Origin of the sequence: Modestobacter sp. VKM Ac-2982, assembly GCF_026967935.1 — a bacterium.
GTDB lineage: Bacteria > Actinomycetota > Actinomycetes > Mycobacteriales > Geodermatophilaceae > Modestobacter.
This window is the reverse complement of record NZ_JAPVBL010000007.1, coordinates 100,232-117,507: the sequence shown is the minus strand read 5'-3', so window position 1 is coordinate 117,507 and position 17,276 is coordinate 100,232. Positions and strand designations below refer to the sequence as shown.

The 17,276-nt window shown below is 73.4% G+C and carries 17 protein-coding genes; 4 read left to right on the top strand and 13 right to left on the bottom strand.

The genetic code is table 11. The features are described from left to right. The first annotated feature begins 20 nt into the window (after positions 1 to 20). From O2W20_RS22050 to O2W20_RS22040, 3 genes are read left to right on the top strand one after another with little or no spacing between them, the layout of a single operon-like run. Positions 21 to 2,882 (top strand): aconitate hydratase, encoded by a 2,862-nt coding sequence (locus O2W20_RS22050; protein WP_269173782.1) that lies wholly within the window; start codon positions 21 to 23, stop codon positions 2,880 to 2,882. Beyond that, complete coding sequence (locus O2W20_RS22045) at positions 2,882 to 3,643, top strand: SDR family oxidoreductase (protein WP_269173783.1); 762 nt, start codon at positions 2,882 to 2,884, stop codon at positions 3,641 to 3,643. The genes O2W20_RS22050 and O2W20_RS22045 overlap by 1 nt, the downstream gene beginning before the upstream one ends. Positions 3,644 to 3,692: 49 nt before the next feature. Further along, positions 3,693 to 4,400, top strand: a complete 708-nt coding sequence (locus O2W20_RS22040; protein ID WP_269173784.1) for a sirohydrochlorin chelatase — start codon at positions 3,693 to 3,695, stop codon at positions 4,398 to 4,400. Positions 4,401 to 4,407: 7 nt separating this feature from the next. On the opposite strand, the gene O2W20_RS22035 is transcribed toward O2W20_RS22040, so the two are convergent. The 8 genes from O2W20_RS22035 to O2W20_RS22000 form a co-directional block, all read right to left on the bottom strand. Next, a complete protein-coding gene (locus tag O2W20_RS22035; protein WP_269173883.1) occupies positions 4,408 to 4,779 on the bottom strand; it encodes a hypothetical protein in 372 nt (123 codons plus the stop codon). 85 nt (positions 4,780 to 4,864) lie between these two features. After that, positions 4,865 to 5,689 carry a sulfurtransferase gene (locus tag O2W20_RS22030; protein ID WP_269173785.1) on the bottom strand — a complete coding sequence of 275 codons (825 nt, stop codon included), beginning with the start codon at positions 5,687 to 5,689 and terminating at the stop codon, positions 4,865 to 4,867. After that, entirely contained in the window at positions 5,686 to 6,153 is a 468-nt protein-coding gene (locus O2W20_RS22025) for an SgcJ/EcaC family oxidoreductase (RefSeq protein ID WP_269173786.1), read from the bottom strand. Before O2W20_RS22025 ends, O2W20_RS22030 begins: the two co-directional genes overlap by 4 nt. 116 nt (positions 6,154 to 6,269) lie before the next feature. Further along, complete coding sequence (locus O2W20_RS22020) at positions 6,270 to 6,545, bottom strand: hypothetical protein (RefSeq protein ID WP_269173787.1); 276 nt, start codon at positions 6,543 to 6,545, stop codon at positions 6,270 to 6,272. Between the two features lie 131 nt (positions 6,546 to 6,676). Further along, the gene (locus O2W20_RS22015; protein ID WP_269173788.1) at positions 6,677 to 8,584 is read right to left on the bottom strand and encodes an ABC transporter ATP-binding protein; all 1,908 of its coding nucleotides are present in this window, start codon (positions 8,582 to 8,584) and stop codon (positions 6,677 to 6,679) included. A gap of 73 nt (positions 8,585 to 8,657) precedes the next feature. Beyond that, positions 8,658 to 9,431, bottom strand: coding sequence for an enoyl-CoA hydratase/isomerase family protein (locus O2W20_RS22010; protein ID WP_269173789.1), 774 nt, complete (start codon positions 9,429 to 9,431; stop codon positions 8,658 to 8,660). Next, positions 9,428 to 9,658, bottom strand: a complete 231-nt coding sequence (locus O2W20_RS22005; protein WP_036338653.1) for a helix-turn-helix domain-containing protein — start codon at positions 9,656 to 9,658, stop codon at positions 9,428 to 9,430. Before O2W20_RS22005 ends, O2W20_RS22010 begins: the two co-directional genes overlap by 4 nt. 187 nt (positions 9,659 to 9,845) lie before the next feature. Continuing rightward, positions 9,846 to 11,456, bottom strand: coding sequence for an ABC-F family ATP-binding cassette domain-containing protein (locus O2W20_RS22000; protein ID WP_269185533.1), 1,611 nt, complete (start codon positions 11,454 to 11,456; stop codon positions 9,846 to 9,848). A gap of 142 nt (positions 11,457 to 11,598) precedes the next feature. Between O2W20_RS22000 and O2W20_RS21995 the strand changes: the two genes are divergently transcribed. Then, positions 11,599 to 13,539: an SCO7613 C-terminal domain-containing membrane protein gene (locus tag O2W20_RS21995; protein ID WP_269173791.1), complete on the top strand. Its 1,941-nt coding sequence runs from the start codon at positions 11,599 to 11,601 to the stop codon at positions 13,537 to 13,539. A gap of 68 nt (positions 13,540 to 13,607) precedes the next feature. Here O2W20_RS21995 and O2W20_RS21990 read toward each other — a convergent pair whose 3' ends face one another. The 5 genes from O2W20_RS21990 to sufC all read right to left on the bottom strand — a co-directional run bounded on the left by O2W20_RS21990 (position 13,608) and on the right by sufC (position 17,269). Then, a complete protein-coding gene (locus tag O2W20_RS21990; protein WP_269173792.1) occupies positions 13,608 to 13,901 on the bottom strand; it encodes a GNAT family N-acetyltransferase in 294 nt (97 codons plus the stop codon). 353 nt (positions 13,902 to 14,254) lie between these two features. Beyond that, the gene (locus O2W20_RS21985; protein ID WP_269173793.1) at positions 14,255 to 14,650 is read right to left on the bottom strand and encodes a metal-sulfur cluster assembly factor; all 396 of its coding nucleotides are present in this window, start codon (positions 14,648 to 14,650) and stop codon (positions 14,255 to 14,257) included. After that, positions 14,647 to 15,114, bottom strand: coding sequence for a Fe-S cluster assembly sulfur transfer protein SufU (gene sufU, locus O2W20_RS21980; RefSeq protein WP_269173794.1), 468 nt, complete (start codon positions 15,112 to 15,114; stop codon positions 14,647 to 14,649). Before sufU ends, O2W20_RS21985 begins: the two co-directional genes overlap by 4 nt. Then, positions 15,114 to 16,439: a cysteine desulfurase gene (locus O2W20_RS21975; protein WP_269173795.1), complete on the bottom strand. Its 1,326-nt coding sequence runs from the start codon at positions 16,437 to 16,439 to the stop codon at positions 15,114 to 15,116. The genes sufU and O2W20_RS21975 overlap by 1 nt, the downstream gene beginning before the upstream one ends. Beyond that, on the bottom strand, positions 16,436 to 17,269 hold the full coding sequence (gene sufC / locus O2W20_RS21970; protein WP_331254068.1) for a Fe-S cluster assembly ATPase SufC: 834 nt from the start codon (positions 17,267 to 17,269) through the stop codon (positions 16,436 to 16,438). The genes O2W20_RS21975 and sufC overlap by 4 nt, the downstream gene beginning before the upstream one ends. Positions 17,270 to 17,276: the final 7 nt, after the last annotated feature.

Below are 17,276 nucleotides of genomic sequence, written 5' to 3'. Positions count from 1 at the left end.
GCGAGGGTGAGGCGCAAGCAGTGGCAGCCAGCAAGAACAGCTTCGGAGCCCGTACGACGCTCGACGTCGACGGCACCGAGTACGACATCTTCCGGCTCGACGCGGTGGAGGGCGCCGACAAGCTGCCCTTCAGCTTGAAGGTCCTGCTGGAGAACCTCCTCCGCACCGAGGACGGCGCGGACATCACCGCCGACCACATCCGCGCCCTGGCGAACTGGGACCCGTCCGCGGAGCCGGACCAGGAGATCCAGTTCACCCCGGCCCGCGTCGTGATGCAGGACTTCACCGGCGTCCCGTGCATCGTCGACCTGGCCACCATGCGTGAGGCGATGGCCGACCTCGGCGGCGACCCGCAGAAGATCAACCCGCTGGCCCCGGCCGAGCTGGTCATCGACCACTCGGTCATCGCCGACGTCTTCGGCACGCCGGAGTCCTTCGAGCGCAACGTCGAGATCGAGTACCAGCGCAACGGCGAGCGCTACCAGTTCCTGCGCTGGGGCCAGGGCGCCTTCGACGACTTCAAGGTCGTCCCCCCGGGCACCGGCATCGTGCACCAGGTCAACATCGAGCACCTGGCCCGCGTGGTCTTCCCGCGGCAGGAGGGCGACCGCACCCTCGCCTACCCCGACACCTGCGTGGGCACCGACAGCCACACCACCATGGTCAACGGCCTGGGCGTGCTGGGCTGGGGCGTCGGCGGCATCGAGGCCGAGGCCGCGATGCTCGGCCAGCCCGTGTCGATGCTCATCCCCCGGGTCGTCGGCTTCAAGCTGTCCGGCCAGCTGCCCGACGGCGCGACCGCGACCGACCTGGTCCTCACGATCACCGAGATGCTCCGCCAGCACGGCGTGGTCGGGAAGTTCGTCGAGTTCTACGGCGTCGGCGTCTCGGCGGTCCCGCTGGCCAACCGCGCCACCATCGGCAACATGAGCCCGGAGTTCGGCTCCACCGCGGCGATGTTCCCGATCGACGAGGAGACCATCACCTACCTGGAGCTGACCGGCCGCAGCGCCGAGCAGGTCAAGCTGGTCGAGACCTACGCCAAGGAGCAGGGCCTCTGGCACGACGCGTCCCGCGAGCCGGTCTTCTCCGAGTACCTCGAGCTGGACCTGGCCACCGTCGTCCCCTCCATCGCCGGCCCGAAGCGCCCGCAGGACCGGGTCGCGATCACCGACGCCAAGGAGGCCTGGCGCGAGGCGCTGCCGGCCTACGTCTCCGACGGCGAGACCGGCGGGGAGGACCGGAAGCCCGGCGTCCCGTCCAACGAGCAGCCGTACGGCGTCGAGTCCGCCGCCGACGAGGCGTCCGCGGACTCCTTCCCGGCCTCTGACCCGGTCAGCCCGTTCGGGCACGGCAACGGCGAGGCCGGCAAGCCGCACCCGTTCGTGGCCGACCACGTCCTCCCCGACCGGCCGAACAAGCCGACCAAGGTCGTGATGGAGGACGGCACCGAGACCTACGTCGACCACGGGCACGTGGTGATCGCCGCCATCACCTCCTGCACCAACACGTCCAACCCCCAGGTGATGATCGGCGCCGCGCTGCTGGCGAAGAACGCCGTCGAGCGCGGCCTCACCAGCAAGCCGTGGGTGAAGACGACGCTGGCGCCGGGGTCCAAGGTCGTCATGGACTACTACGAGAAGGCCGAGCTCACCCCCTACCTGGAGAAGCTCGGCTTCTACCTGGTCGGCTACGGCTGCACCACCTGCATCGGCAACTCCGGCCCGCTGCCCGAGCCCGTCTCGGCCGCCGTCAACGAGGCCGACCTCGCCGTCGTCTCGGTCCTGTCGGGCAACCGGAACTTCGAGGGCCGGATCAACCCCGACGTCAAGATGAACTACCTGGCCAGCCCCCCGCTGGTCATCGCCTACGCGCTGGCCGGGTCGATGGACGTCGACCTGAACAACGACTCGCTGGGCAAGGACACCGACGGCAACGACGTGTACCTGCGCGACATCTGGCCCTCGCCGCAGGAGGTCCAGCGGGTCATCGACCACGCCGTCTCCGCGGAGCAGTTCGGCCGCAGCTACGAGGACGTCTTCGCCGGCACCGAGCAGTGGCAGGCGCTGCCCACCCCGGAGGGCGACACCTTCGAGTGGGACGCGGAGAGCACCTACGTCCGCAAGCCCCCGTACTTCGACGGGATGCCGGCCGAGCCGGCCCCCGTCGAGGACATCGCCGGGGCGCGCACCCTGGCGGTGCTCGGTGACTCGGTGACCACCGACCACATCTCGCCGGCCGGCTCCATCAAGGCCGACAGCCCCGCCGGGAGGTACCTGCAGGAGCACGGCATCGAGCGTCGCGACTTCAACTCCTACGGCTCCCGGCGCGGGAACCACGAGGTGATGATCCGCGGCACCTTCGCCAACATCCGGCTGCGCAACCTGCTGGTGCCCGGCACCGAGGGTGGCGTCACCAAGAACCACCTGACCGGCGAGACCACGTCGATCTACGACGCCTCGCGGGCCTACGCCGAGGCGGGCGTGCCGCTGGTGGTGCTGGCCGGCAAGGAGTACGGCTCCGGGTCCTCCCGTGACTGGGCGGCCAAGGGGACGGCGCTGCTCGGCGTCAAGGCGGTCATCGCGCAGAGCTACGAGCGCATCCACCGGTCGAACCTGATCGGCATGGGCGTCCTGCCGCTGCAGTTCCCCGAGGGCGAGTCGGCCGAGTCGCTCGGCCTCACCGGCGACGAGGAGTTCGCCATCACCGGGGTCACCGCGCTGAACGACGGCACGATCCCCCGCACGGTGAAGGTCCGCGCCGGGGAGGTCGAGTTCGACGCCCGCGTCCGCATCGACACCCCCGGCGAGGCGAACTACTACCGCAACGGCGGGATCATGCAGTACGTGCTGCGCTCGCTCCGCGGCACCGTCTCCGCCTGATGGACCTGGGCCTGGGCGGCCGCGGGCTCCTGCTCACCGGCGCCAGCCGGGGGCTGGGGCTCGCGACCGCCCGGGCCCTCGTCGACGACGGGGCCCGGGTGCTGATCAGCTCCCGGTCCCCCGAGTCGGTCGATGCCGCCGTCGCCTCGCTCGGCGGGGCGCCCGCAGCCTCCGGGCTGGCCGCCGACCTGGCCGACCCCTCGGCCGCCGAGGAGCTGGTCGGCGCGGCGGTCGACCGGCTGGGCCGGGTCGACGGCGTGCTGATCTCCGTCGGCGGACCGGCACCGGGCAGCGTGCTCGAGGTCCCGGAGGACGCCTGGCGGGCCGGGGTCGAGAGCGTCCTGCTCGGGCCGCTCCGGCTGATCCGGGCACTCGTGCCGCACCTGTCCTCCGACGCCGCGATCGGGCTGGTGCTCTCCACCTCCGTGCGCCAGCCGATCGGGCACCTGGCCATCTCCAACGGCCTGCGGCCCGGCCTGGCGATGACCACGAAGGCGCTGGCCGACGAGCTCGGGCCGCGCGGCATCCGGGTGTTCGGCCTGCTGCCCGGCACGATCGCCACCGACCGGATCACCGAGATCGAGGCCGCCTCCGGCGACCCCTCGGCCGCCCGCGCCCGCACCGAGGCAGCCATCCCGCTGCGCCGGGTGGGCCGCCCCGAGGAGTTCGGCGCGGTCGCCGCCTTCGCCCTCTCCCCCGCCGCCTCCTACGTCACCGGCACCATGCTGGCCGTCGACGGCGGCGTCACCCGCGCCCTGTGACGCTCCCCCACTGGTCGCTGACGGCGGTCTCGATGCCCAGGAGGCAGCCATGAACGACCACTCCCAGCCCGTGCTGGTCGCCTGCGCCCACGGCACCCGCAACCCCACCGGACGGCGGCTGATCGGTCAGCTCGCGCTCGCCGCCCGCGCGCTGCGGCCCGGGCTCACCACCACCGCCGCCTTCGTCGACGTGCAGCCGCCCACCGTCGTCGACGTCGTCCGCGGGCTGGGCGAGTCGGCCACCCCGGCCGTCGTCGTCCCGCTGCTGCTGTCCGGCGGCTACCACGTGCACGTCGACATCGCCGGTGCCGTCGCCGACCACCCGTCGGCGGTGGCCGCCCGGCCGCTGGGGCCCGACGCCCGGCTGGTGGGCGTGCTCACCGACCGGCTGGTCGCTGCGGGCGCCGACCGCGACGACCCGGCCACCGCGATCGTGCTCGCCGCCGCCGGCTCCAGCGACAAGCGCTCGGTACAGGACGTCGAGGACACCGCGGCACTGCTCCAGCGCGACTGGGCCGGCCCGGTCACCACCGGCTACGGGTCGGCCGCCCAGCCCCCCGTCCCCGACGCCGTCGCCGCCGCACGCGCGGCCGGGGCCCAGCGGGTGGTGGTCGCCGCCTACCTGCTGGCGCCCGGACACTTCCACGACAAGCTCCAGGGGGCCGGCGCCGATTGCGTCACGGCGCCTTTGCTGCCCGACGAGCGGATCGCCGCCGTCCTGCTCGACCGCTACGACGCGGCGCTCACCCCCGCCTGATCCGGCGTCACTGCAGGGCGAGCACCAGGCAGACGACGGCCAGTGCGAGCGCCACCGGCGTCATGACCAAACGCTCCGGCCGGCTGCGCGAGACGGCGTTCATCAGCACCCCGACGGCGAAGTACGCCGTCAGCACCCAGATGGTCACGTCGGCCACGCCGCGCGGCAGGACGTCCAGCGCCCCGGCCACCTGCAGCAGCAGCGCGGCGACGAGCCCGTAGACCACGATCGACACCGCACTGCCGACCCGGAGGCCTGTCGGTAGGACCTCGTGCTGGCCACCCCAGGCGAACCGGCCCAGGGGCGCGCCGGCGATCAGCGACACCTGGAAGACGGCCAGGCCGCCGAGCAACGCGACGCCCACGACGGCAGCGACCATGATCACCTGGGGCACGCTACCGACCCGGGATGATCTCCCGCGGCTCTGTTCATCCCGCAGGGGCCAAACTCGCGATTTTGGCCCCTCAGGGGCCGGTGGCGACCGGGCGGGCCGGGTCGGCGGACCACTGCGACCAGGAGCCGGGCCACAGGGCGGCCTCGATGCCGGCCTCGGCGAGCGCGGCCACCTGGTGTGCCGCGGTGACGCCGGAGCCGCAGTAGACGCCCACCGTCGTCCCCGGCCGGACGCCCAGCGCGACGAACCGGTCGGTCAGTACAGCCGCTGTAGCGAAGGTGCCGTCCGGGTCGAGGTTCTCCGTGGTGGGTGCGCTGACCGCACCCGGCACGTGGCCGGCCCGCGGGTCGACCGGCTCGACCTCGCCGCGGTACCGCTCCCCGGCCCGGGCGTCGAGCAGCACCCCACCGGCCACGGGGAGGTCGGCCGCCTCGTCGGCGGTGAGCACGGGCATCCCGCCGCCGGTCAGCACCACGTCTCCCGCGACGGGCGCGACGTCGCCGGTCTCCAGCTCGCCACCGGCCGCCGTCCAGGCGCGCAGTCCGCCGTCCAGGATCGTGACGTCGGTCAGCCCACCCCAGCGGAGCAGCCACCATGCCCGGGCAGCCACCAGGCCGTTGGCCGCGTCGTAGACGACCACCCGGGAACCGGTGGAGACGCCCCAGCGGCGGGCAGCTGCTTGCAGTCCCTGTACCGACGGGAGCGGGTGCCGCCCCGCCGCGGGTGAGGCGCCGGCCGCGAGTTCGGTGGGCAGGTCGACGTAGACGGCGCCCGGCAGGTGCCCGGCTCGGTACCGGTCCTGCCCGTCGGTGCGGCCGAGCGCCCAGCGGACGTCGAGGAGCACGACGTCCGCGGTGCGGCCGAGGAGCTCCTCGGCCGCGGTCAGCACGGTCACCGGGCGGCCTCGTGCCGCGCCGCCTCCAGCTCCGCGGTCAGCCCCGTCACGGCGCCGGCCCGGCCGCCGTAGCGGGCCGGGGTGCTCTGCAGGAGGGCGATCTTCCACCGCCCCTGTTCTTCGATGGCCGTGAGCGCGTGGACCGTGTGCAGCGCGGGGTCGACGGCGTCAGCGCCTGGCGGCACCATCCCGGCCACCGCGTGCAGCACCACGACGCCGTCGGCCAGCCTGCGCACCGAGCGCACGATGCCGACGAACGTGGGGGTCCGGTGCTCGCTGAACATCCGGCGCATGTCGGCGGCGATGCTGAGCCGGCCGCTGCGCAGGGTGCCGTCGAGGTCGATGACCTCGCCGTCGTCGGCGAAGACCGAGGACACCGTGACGCCGCTGCGCTGGTTCCATCCCGCGAGGTACCGCGCGTACAGCGCCCGGATCTGGGTGTCCTGCGGATGACCTGCGCTCAAGGGAGTGCTCCTGCGGGTGGTACGAGTGGGTCGAGAGTGACCGTAGTGTGCCCGCCCCGCCGGGGCCGACCCCGTGCCCTCGGGCCGCGGTCTGACCTGGGTCCGGATTGCGCCGCTCAGAAAGAGGCGAGGGGTTCGGCGACGAACCCGCCGTCCGCCTGGGACACGTGCCAGACCCGGACGTCCTTGCCACCGATCTCGTCCTTCTCGTGGAACCGGACCCGCTCGCCGAGCGGCACCCCGTGCCCTCGGACCAGCAGCGGCCCGCCGCTGTCGACGGTGAACTCGGCGTCCCCGAGGAAGAGCTCCAGGGACGGGACGTCGCCGGGCGGCGGCACGGTCACCGGGCACGGCCGGCCGGAAGCCACGGATGGCGGCGGCTGGATGGTCATGGTGGGCCTCCCATGGCTCGGGTGACGGGCGCCGTCGGGGGGAACGTGCCACGGGCCCGACCGGATCGCAGTCCCCGCCGGCACTGAGCGGCACGGCCACTACGGTCGGTGCCTCGCCCCGGACGCTCCGCTCATCCGACCTGGAGGGCTCGGTCGTCTCCGACCCGGTCCTCGGCCGGCGCGAACTGGGTGCGATAGAGGTCCGCGTAGTGGCCGCCGGCGGCGAGCAGCTCGTCGTGGGTGCCGCGCTCGACGATCCGGCCGTCGTCGACCACCAGGATCTGGTCGGCGCCGCGGATGGTGGACAGCCGGTGGGCGATCACCAGGGAGGTCCGCCCGGCCAGCGCCGCGTCCAGCGCGTGCTGCACGGCCACCTCGGACTCGCTGTCCAGGTGGGCGGTCGCCTCGTCGAGGATCACGATGCCCGGCGCCTTCAGCAGCACCCGGGCGATCGCCAGCCGCTGCTTCTCCCCGCCGGACATCCGGTGGCCGCGGTCGCCGACCACGGTGTCCAACCCGTCGGGCAGCGAGTGGACCAGGGCGGCGATCCGGGCCCCGGTGAGCGCCGACCACAGCTCGTCCTCGGTGGCGTCGGGCTTCGCGTAGCGGAGGTTGGCCCGGATGGTGTCGTGGAACAGGTGGGCATCCTGGCTGACCACGCCGATCGCGTCCCGCAGCGAGGCGGTGGTGGCCTGCCGGACGTCGACCCCGCCGACCCGGACGGCGCCCTCGGTGACGTCGTAGAGCCGGGACACCAGGGCGGCCATCGTCGACTTCCCCGCGCCGGAGGTGCCGACCAGGGCGACCAGCTGGCCCGGTCCGGCCCGGAAGGAGACGTCGTGCAGCACCTCGGCCGGCTGCCCGTGCTCGGGGACGGCGACGTCCTCCAGCGACGCCAGCGACACCTCCGCCGCCGACGGGTAGCGGAAGGAGACCGACTCGAACTCCAGGGACCGGTCATCGGCCGGGACCGGCACCGCGTCGGGGGCCTCGGCGATCATCGGGGCCAGGTCGAGCACCTCGAACACCCGGTCGAAGCTGACCAGCGCGCTCATCACGTCGACCCGGACGTTGGCCAGCGCCGTCAGCGGCCCGTAGAGCCGGGCCAGCAGCAGCGCCAGGGCGACGACGTCACCGGCGGACAGCTGCCCGGTGAACGCCAGCCAGCCACCGAGCCCGTAGACCAGGGCGGTGGCCAGCGCGGCGACCAGGGTCAGGGCGGTGAAGAAGGTGCGGCCGTACATCGCCGAGAGCACGCCGATGTCGCGCACCCGGGACGCCCGGCCGCGGAAGGAGTCCGCCTCGACCTCGGGCCGGCCGAACAGCTTGACCAGCAGCGCCCCGGCGACGTTGAACCGCTCGGTCATCGTCGCGTTCATCGAGGCGTTGAGCCCGTAGGACTCCCGGGTGATCGTCTGCAGCTTCTTGCCGATCCGCTGGGCCGGCACCACGAACAGCGGCACCATCACGATCGACAGCAGGGTGATCCGCCAGGAGAGGCTCAACATGACCCCGGCGGTCAGCACCAGGGCGATCACGTTGGAGACGACCCCGGACAGCGTGGAGGTGAAGGCCCGCTGCGCGCCGATGACGTCGTTGTTCAGCCGGCTGACCAGCGCACCCGTCTGGGTGCGGGTGAAGAAGGCGACCGGCATCCGCTGCACGTGCTCGAACACCCGGGTGCGCAGGTCGTAGATGACGCCCTCGCCGATCCGGGCGGAGTACCAGCGCTGCACGAGCGAACTGGCAGCGTCGAGCACGGCCAGCCCGGCGATGAACAGCGCGATCCTGACGATGTCGCCGGCCGTGCCGGTCAGGTTGGCGATCCGGTTGACGATGTCACCGGCCAGCAGCGGGGTGACCACCCCGATCACCGCGGAGAAGACGACGAGCGCCAGGAAGCCGATCAGTTCCCGGCGGTAGGGCCCGGCGATGCTCAGGATCCGGCGCACGGTCCCCTTGGGGACGCCGCGGGAGGTGACCGACCGGTCGGTGCTGAACGACCGCATCGCGGCCATGGACGTCATCGGTGAGCTCACGACACGCCCCCTGCTGCTGGATCCGGCTGACCACCGGGCCGAACAGCGGCGGCGGTCGTCCTGTTCCGCCCGGTCAGTCCCGTCCGGCCAGCGTGCGCAGCCGGCGCACCTGGGCAGCCCGCTCGGCGGCGTCCTGCTCCTCGGGGCCGTTGCGGACGGCCGAGCGGACCAGCGCCAGCGTCTCGCGGGCGGCGCCCACGTCCGGCCCGAGGAGGGCGGCGGTCAGGTCGGCGACCGCGGCGTCGAGCTCCGCGGTCGGGACGGCGACGTTGGCCAGCCCGGTGGTCACGGCCTCGGCGGCGCCGACCGCCCGGCCGGTCAGGCAGATCTCCAGAGCGCGGCTGTAGCCGACCAGCTCGACCAGCGTGCTCGTGCCGGTGAGGTCGGGCACCAGCCCGAGGCCCGCCTCGGGCAGCCGCAGCTGGGCGTCCTCGGTGAACACCCGCAGGTCGCAGGCGAGCGCCAGCTGGGCGCCGGCGCCGATGGCGTGCCCCTGCACCGCCGCCACCGAGACGACGCCGGGCGAGCGCAGCCAGCGGAACGCCGCCTGGTAGCCGCGGATCCGCTCCTGAGCCGCCTCGGTGGGCAGGGAGCCCAGCTCGGCCAGCCCGCCGGGCACGCCGGGGTCGGCGCTGAAGAGCGTGCGGTCCAGGCCGGCGGAGAACGCCCGGCCCGCGCCGCGGACGACGACCACGCGCACGTCGTCGTCCAGGGACTCCCCGACCGCCCGCAGCGCTGCCCAGGTCGCCGGCGTCTGCGCGTTGAGCTGGTCGGCCCGGTCGAGGGTCACGGTGAGGACGGCTCCCTCGCGTGCCGTCCTCACCCAGCCGTCGGGTGCACCGCTCACGCAGACTTCTTGGCGTTCCGGTTGGCCCCGCCCCGACCCCGGAGGGTGGCGCCCGACTCCGACAGCAGACGGTGCACGAAGCCGTACGAGCGGTTGGTGGACGTCGCCAGCGAGCGGATGCTCTCGCCGCTGTCGTACCGCTCCCGGAGCTCACCGGCCAGCGACGTCCGGTCGTCTCCGGTGATCCTCTTGCCCTTGCTCAGGTCCGCAGTGCTCGAGTCGGCCATGACTCCCCTCCGTGTCAGGGGCGCTGCCGGCTCACGCCGTCACGACCCGCTGATCCCCCGGCGCCGAGGTCCTGGTGACCTCGGCGTCCCACTGGCCATGATCACCCAGGCCGGGAGGGTCGGCCACCGCAACAAGACCGCACACCGCCGAACCCGGAGGTCAGCGCGGAGCGACCCGGTGCAGCCGTTACGCGAGTGAGACCAGCTCGGCGAAGTCGGGGCTCCAGGTGTCCTCGGTGCCGTCGGGCAGGACGATCACCTTGTCCGGGTCGAGCGCGGTGACCGCGCCCTCGTCGTGGGTGACCAGCACGATCGCGCCCTGGTAGGTGCGCAGCGCATCGAGCACCTGCTCGCGGCTGGCCGGGTCGAGGTTGTTGGTCGGCTCGTCGAGCAGCAGCACGTTGGCGCCGGAGATGACCAGCGTGGCCATGGCCAGCCGGGTGCGCTCACCGCCGGAGAGCGTCCCGGTGCGCTGGTCGACCGTCTCCCCGGAGAAGAGGAACGCGCCCAGGATCCGGCGCAGCTCGGTGTCGGTGGAGTCCGGCGCCGAGGACCGCATGTTCTCCAGCAGCGTGCGGTCCATGTCCAGCGTCTCGTGCTCCTGGGCGTAGTAGCCCACCCGCAGCCCGTGGCCCGGCTTCACCTCGCCGGTGTCCGGGCTCTCGGTGCCGGCCAGCATCCGCAGCAGCGTCGTCTTCCCCGCGCCGTTGAAGCCGAGGACGACGACCCGGGCGCCCTTGTCGATCGCGAGGTCCACACCGGTGAAGATCTCCAGCGAGCCGTAGCTCTTGGACAGACGCTCCGCGGTGAGCGGGGTGCGGCCGCACGGTGCCGGGGTCGGGAAGCGCAGCTTGGCGACCTTGTCCTGCACCCGCACGTCGGCCAGACCGGCCGCCAGCCGCTGGGCGCGCTTGTCCATGCTCTGCGCGGCCTTGGCCTTCGTCGCCTTGGCCCGCATCTTGTCGGCCTGGGCGGTCAGCGCGTCGATCTTCTTCTCGGCGTTGGCCCGCTCGGAGCGGCGGCGGCGCTCGTCGGTCTCCCGGGCGTTCAGGTAGCGCTTCCAGCCGAGGTTGTAGATGTCGACGGTGGCCCGGTTGGCGTCCAGGTGCCACACCTTGTTGACCACGGCCTCCAGCAGCTCCACGTCGTGGCTGATCACGATCAGCCCGGCGCGATGGCTGGCCAGGAACCCCTTGAGCCAGACGATCGAGTCCGCGTCCAGGTGGTTGGTCGGCTCGTCGAGCAGCAGCGTGTCGGCGTCGGAGAAGAGGATCCGGGCCAGCTCGACGCGGCGGCGCTGGCCACCGGAGAGGGTGCGCAGCGGCTGGGCGAGCACGCGGTCCGGCAGGCCGAGGTTGGTGCAGATCCGGGCCGCGTCGCTCTCCGCGGCGTACCCGCCGAGCGCGGCGAACTGGTCCTCCAGCCGCCCGTACTGCCGGACGGCGCGGTCCATCTCGACCTCGTCGGCCGGCTCGGCCATGGCGACCTGGGCCTTGGTCAGCTTGGCCTTGAGGACGTCGAGCCCCCGGCCGGACAGCACCCGGTCGCTGGCGGTGATGTCCAGGTCGCCACTGCGGGGGTCCTGCGGGAGGTACCCGAGCTCACCGGTCACCTCGACCTTGCCGGCGTGCGGCACGCGCTCTCCGGCGAGGGTGGTGAGGGTGGTGGTCTTGCCGGCACCGTTGCGTCCGACCAGCCCGATGCGGTCACCGGGCTGCACCCGGAGATCGGCGTCGCTGATGAGGATCCGGGAGCCGGCGCGCAGTTCGAGGCCGGTCGTCGTGATCACTGATCCCATGGTAGGCGCTCTCCCACCATCGGCCGACCCCTTTCCGGGTGACCTCCACGTCACCTGCCCGCTCGCCCCGCAGGTCGTCGACGCCACCCGTAGCGTGACCGGCGGCAGCCACACGCAGCCGTCACCGGGGAGGAGGCCCACCGTGCCCACGCCGGAGGTCGAGTACCCGCCCCCGCTGGAGCAGCGCGTCCGGCCGGCCGCGGCGCCGGCGGACCCCGAGGACACCGACCCGGGCCCGGGCGACACCGGTCCCGACGACACGGTCCGGGACGACAGCGGCCAGGACGACACCGGCCAGGACGACACCGGCCTGATCGACAACGAGCCCAGCGACATCGCTCCCCAGCAGGTGCTGCTGGGCGCCGGTGTGGTGGCGGTGGTCGCTGCCGGAGCCGCCTCGCTGACCGACGCCGGCTCGGTCCCCGGGTTGCTCGTGGTCAGCCTGCTGACCGTCGCCGCGACCCTGGGGTCACTGCGGGCCGGGCGTCGCGGGCTGGGCAGCAGCGAGGAGGCGCTCGCCTGCGCCGCGGTGGTGCTCGCCGCCGTGGCCGCGTGGTCAGCCGGGGACGGCCCCGGGGGTCCGACCGCGATCCTGCTCTCCCTGCTCGCCGCGGTCTTCGCCGTCCTCGGGCTGATCGCCAGGACGGCGGTGACCTGGTCGGTCGCCGCCTGGGGAGCGGTGCAGGCCGCGGTGCTGAGCGGGCTGACCGGCTCCGGGCTCTCGCTGGGCCCGCACGCCACCGCCGTGCTGGCCACCGCCGTCGCCGGGCTGGTGATCACGCTGGCCGCCCGCCGCGCCGTCGCGGTGGTCACCCTGGTCACCGCCGCCGCCTGGTGGGTGACCGGGGTGGTCGAGGGCGCCGCCCGGGTGTGGACGACGGAGTCGGTCGTCGCCGCCCTGGCGCCCGCGACGCTGATGCTGCTGGCGGCCGGCGCGCTGCTCGCGCTGGGCGGCCGATCGGAGCTGCGCCCCCTGCTCGGTCCCCCGGCGGCGGTGCCCGTGCTCGCCGGGCTGGCGGCCGGGGCCGCCCTCTCCGGGCTGCTGCAGGCGACCGGGCTGGCCGGGGTGCTGGCCAGTGGGTACCTGGGCGTGGCGCTCGCGACCGTGATCGGTGCGGTGGCCTCCGCGGGACGGTCCGCCCTCCTCCGCCCCTCGGGCCTCGCCGCGGCCGCGGTGCTCAGCGGGCTGGCCGTCGTCCAGCTGCTCGGGTCGGGGCACTGGTCGGCGCTGGCCACCCTGGTCGCGGTCGCCGCCGTCCCCGCGCTGGTGGTCGCCGTCCGGCGGCCCGGTGAGCGCCACTGGGCGCTGCCGGTCGTGGTGGGCTGCCTGGCCGCTGCCGTGCTGCTGACCGAGGCCGACGACACCATCGGGGCCGCGCCGGCCGGCCAGCTGCTCGTGCTGCTGAGCCTGCTCACCCTCGCGGGCGCGACCGCGCTGCGCGGGCAGCGCGAGGAGCTGCCGTTGACCGGGGCGGCCGCGGTGGTCGCCGCCCTCGGGCTGGGGCACCTGGCCCGCACCGGACACCTGCCCGGCCTGGCCGTCGGGCTGGCGGTGGTCGGCGCGGGCTTCATCGCCTCCGGCACGGTGACCGACCGGTCCCGGGTCCGGGCCGGTGGGTGCACAGCGCTGGTCGTGGCGGCCTGGCTCGCCGCCGGCGCCGCCGGCATCGGTGTGCCGGAGGCCTACACACTGCCGGCGGCGACGGTGCTGTGGCTGTACTCAGGACGACGGCTGGCCACCGGCTCGTCCTGGCGGGCCTGGGGCCCGGGGCTGGTGGTCGCCTTCGTCCCGTCGGTCTGGCTGGCGGCCGCCGATCCGGACCTGCTGCGACTGGTGCTGGTCGTCCTGGCCGCCACCCTCACCGCGATGGCGGGCAGCCGCTGGCAGGTACAGGCGCCGCTCGTGGTGGGGGCCGCGTCGCTGGCCGTGGTGGCCCTCGGGCGGCTGGTCGTCCACCTGCCCCTCACCGGCCTGCTCGCCGTCGGGGCGGCCGGCGCCGTCATGCTCGCCGCGGGGGCGGCCTACGAGGAGCGGCGGACGCGGGCCCGCGCAGCGCTCGCCCGCGTCGCCGACCTGCGCTGACACCTTCATCACAGTCACTGCACTGGCGTGGTGGGCGCTGACGTCCACCCGAGGGGGCGGCGGGCGCGTCAGGGACCGAAGAGGACCTCGGCGCCGACCGGGCGCCAGCCTGCAGCGAGGAAGGACCGCAGCGAGGCGGTGTTGGCCGGGGCGACCTGCGCCCACAGCGGCTCGCCCACGGGCACCAGCGCCGGGGCCGCGGCGGCCAGGGCCGTGGCCAGCCCGCGTCCACGCGCTCCCGGGTGCACCTCCACGCTGACCTCCCACCGGCCGGCGACCCCCTGGCCGAGGACCAGCAGTGCGGTGCTGTCGGGCGTCGTCCACACGCGCACACCGGTGCGGTGCCGCAGGGCCCGTCGCACCCGGGGTGCTCCCCCGGCTCGACCTCGCCCAGCGCGATGCCGACGCGCTCGGGTGCCGGCGGGGCGGTCAGCAGGGCGTCCAGGACACCGGGCTCCGCGTCCACCCGGTCGGCCAGCGAGGACAGGAAGCGGGCCCCCAGCGGGGCCTCGATCGGTTCGTGGGCGACCTGGGCGGCCACCCAGTCGGGGTCGACGTCAGCGGCCACGACGTGCCAGCCGGTCCCCCCGACGACGAGTGCCGGCGCCCGCCGTCCGTCGAGGAGGGCAGGCGCCGGCACGGTCGTGACGCGCGCGTCAGCCGGCGGGGTCTCCCCCGCGGCCAGCTGGTCCAGCAGCGTGCGCAGCTGCAGGGCTCAGACCCGGAAGCCGAGTGCGCGCAGCTGCTCGCGGCCGTCGTCGGTGATCTTGTCCGGGCCCCACGGCGGCATCCAGACCCAGTTGATCCGGATGTCGCCGACCAGGCCGGGGCCGGGGCCGCCGGTGAGTGCCTGGCGGGCCTGGTCCTCGATCACGTCGGTGAGCGGGCAGGCCGCCGACGTCAGCGTCATGTCGATGATCGCGACGTTCGCCTCGGTGTCGACGTCCATCCCGTAGACGAGCCCGAGGTCGACGACGTTGACCCCCAGCTCGGGGTCGACCACGTCGCGCATGGCCTCTTCGAGGTCCTCGATCAGCGCGGACTTGCCGCCGTAGAGGCCGGCGTCCGGCGCCACGGTGTCGGTGGTGGTGTCAGGGGTGTTCTCGGTCATGTGTCGGCTCCTCCAGTGGGGGACGAGAGCGCGCGGGCGCTCGCGTCCTTCAGCGCCATCCAGCTCATCAGTGCGCACTTGACCCGCGCCGGGTACTTCGAGACACCGGCGAACGCCACGGCGTCCTCCAGGTCGTCCTCGAGCTCCTCGGCCACGGTCGCGTTGCCCTTGCTCTGCATCAGCGTCATGAACTGGTCGCCGGTGTGCATCGCCTCGGTCACGCTCTTGCCGATCACCAGGTCGTACATCGCCGAGACGGAGGCCTGGCTGATCGAGCAGCCCATGCCCTCGTAGGAGACGTCGGCGATGGTCTCGCCGTCCAGGTGCACCCGCAGGGTGACCTCGTCACCGCACGTCGGGTTGACGTGGTGCACCTCGGCCTCGAACGGGTCGCGGAGTCCGCGCCCGTGGGGGTTGCGGTAGTGGTCCAGGATGATGTCCTGGTACATCGACTGCAGCTGCATCACTTCACCTCGCTGGGTGCAACACCGAAGAAGCGCTGGGCTTCCCGGACTCCGTCGACGAGCGCGTCGACGTCGTCGTACCCGGTGTGCACGTAGAACGTCGCCCGGGTGGTGGCCGGCACCCCGTAGCGACGCACCACCGGCCAGGCGCAGTGGTGCCCGACCCGGACGGCGATGCCCAGGTCGTCGAGGACCTGACCGACGTCGTGCGGGTGGATGCCCTCGACGGTGAAGCTGATCGCTCCCCCGCGAGCCACGGTGTCCGGCGGGCCGATCACGGTGACGCCGGGGATCGCCTGCAACTGCTCCAGCGCGTACTCGGTGAGCGCCTCCTCGTGGGCCAGCACGTTGTCCATGCCCAGTCGCTGCAGGTACTCCACGGCGGCGGCGAGCCCGATGACCTGCGCGGTCATCGGCACGCCGGCTTCGAAGCGCTGCGGCGGGGGCATGAAGGTGCTGCGCTCCATCCGGACGACCTCGATCATCGAGCCACCGGTGAGGAACGGGGGCAGCGCGTCGAGGACGTCGTACCGGCCCCACAGCACGCCGACCCCGGTCGGGCCGAGCATCTTGTGCCCGGAGAACACCAGGAAGTCCGCACCGAGTTCGGTGACGTCGACCGGCTGGTGCGGCACCGACTGGGCTCCGTCGACCAGCACCAGGGCGCCGACCTCCCGCGCCCGGGCGATGATGCCGCCCAGCGGGTTGATCGTGCCCAGGATGTTCGACTGCTGGGTCACCGCGACGAGCTTTGTCCGCTCGTTCACCACGGTGGCCAGGTCCGACAGGTCCAGCCGGCCGTCGTCGGTGAGACCCAACCAGCGCAGGGTCGCACCCGTGCGCTCGCACAGCTGCTGCCAGGGCAGCAGGTTGGCGTGGTGCTCCATCTCGGTGACGACGATCTCGTCGCCCTGGCCGACGGCGTACCGGCGGAACTCCGGCTCCTTCGCCGTCACCGCGTTGGACAGCGCGTAGGCGACCAGGTTGATCGCCTCGGTGCTGTTCCGGGTGAAGACGACCTCGTTCTCCGGTGCCCCGATGAAGGCGCCGATGGTGGTGCGCGCCGCCTCGTAGGCCGCGGTGGCCTCCTCGGCCAGCTGGTGCGCACCCCGGTGCGGAGCGGCGTTCACGTTCTCGTAGAACCACCGCTCGGCGTCCAGCACGCTGGTCGGCTTCTGCGAGGTGGCGCCGGAGTCGAGGTAGACCAGCCGCTTCCCGTCCCGGACGGTGCGGGTCAGGATCGGGAAGTCCGCCCTGATCGCCTCGACGTCCAGCGGGAGCGGCACCTGGTGCGCCCCGGCGGGACGCGAGACGGTCTCGGTCATGCGGATGCAGCCTCGCTGGCGGCCTGCTCGTTGGAGTCCTTGACGTAGGCGGCGTAGCCCTCGTCCTCGAGCTTCTGCGCGAGCTCCGGGCCACCCTCGTCGACGACCCGGCCGGCGACGAAGACGTGCACGAAGTCGGGCTTGATGTACTTGAGGATCCGCGTGTAGTGCGTGATCAGCAGGACACCGACGGGGCTGTCGGCCTTGGCCCGGTTCACGCCCTCGGAGACGACGCGCAGCGCGTCGACGTCCAGGCCGGAGTCGGTCTCGTCGAGGATCGCCATCTTCGGCTTGAGGAGGCGCATCTGGAGGATCTCGTGGCGCTTCTTCTCACCACCGGAGAAGCCCTCGTTGACGTTGCGCTCGGCGAACGCGCTGTCCATCTCGAGCGCGGTCATCTCGGTGCGCACGTCCTTGACCCAGGTGCGCAGCTTCGGCGCCTCGCCGGTGATCGCGGTGGCCGCGGTGCGCAGGAAGTTCGACACCGAGACGCCGGGGACCTCGACCGGGTACTGCATGGCCAAGAACAGGCCGGCCCGGGCGCGCTCGTCGACGGTCATCGCGAGGACGTCCTCGCCGTCGAGGGTCACGGTGCCGCCGGTGATCGTGTACTTGGGGTGCCCGGCGATCGAGTAGGCCAGGGTCGACTTGCCCGACCCGTTGGGGCCCATGATCGCGTGGGTCTCGCCGGCGCGGACGGTCAGGTCGACGCCGCGGAGGATCTCCTTGGCCTCGTCGCCGTCGCCGACGGTGACGTGCAGGCCGCGGATCTCGAGCACGCTCCCGGCCGACAGGCCGGTGGCGGTGGGGGTTGCGGTGGGGCTGGTCACGGGGTTC

Bases quoted from the DNA above. Each gene is read 5' to 3' on its own strand.
- O2W20_RS22005 (WP_036338653.1), bottom strand. From the start codon at position 9,658: ATGGCCGACTCGAGCACTGCGGACCTGAGCAAGGGCAAGAGGATCACC.
- O2W20_RS21985 (WP_269173793.1), bottom strand. From the start codon at position 14,650: ATGACCGAGAACACCCCTGACACCACCACCGACACCGTGGCGCCGGAC.
- O2W20_RS22020 (WP_269173787.1), bottom strand. From the start codon at position 6,545: ATGACCATCCAGCCGCCGCCATCCGTGGCTTCCGGCCGGCCGTGCCCG.
- O2W20_RS21975 (WP_269173795.1), bottom strand. From the start codon at position 16,439: ATGACCGAGACCGTCTCGCGTCCCGCCGGGGCGCACCAGGTGCCGCTC.
- O2W20_RS22040 (WP_269173784.1), top strand. From the start codon at position 3,693: ATGAACGACCACTCCCAGCCCGTGCTGGTCGCCTGCGCCCACGGCACC.
- O2W20_RS22035 (WP_269173883.1), bottom strand. From the start codon at position 4,779: ATGGTCGCTGCCGTCGTGGGCGTCGCGTTGCTCGGCGGCCTGGCCGTC.
- O2W20_RS22000 (WP_269185533.1), bottom strand. From the start codon at position 11,456: ATGGGATCAGTGATCACGACGACCGGCCTCGAACTGCGCGCCGGCTCC.
- O2W20_RS22045 (WP_269173783.1), top strand. From the start codon at position 2,882: ATGGACCTGGGCCTGGGCGGCCGCGGGCTCCTGCTCACCGGCGCCAGC.
- sufU (WP_269173794.1), bottom strand. From the start codon at position 15,114: ATGCAGCTGCAGTCGATGTACCAGGACATCATCCTGGACCACTACCGC.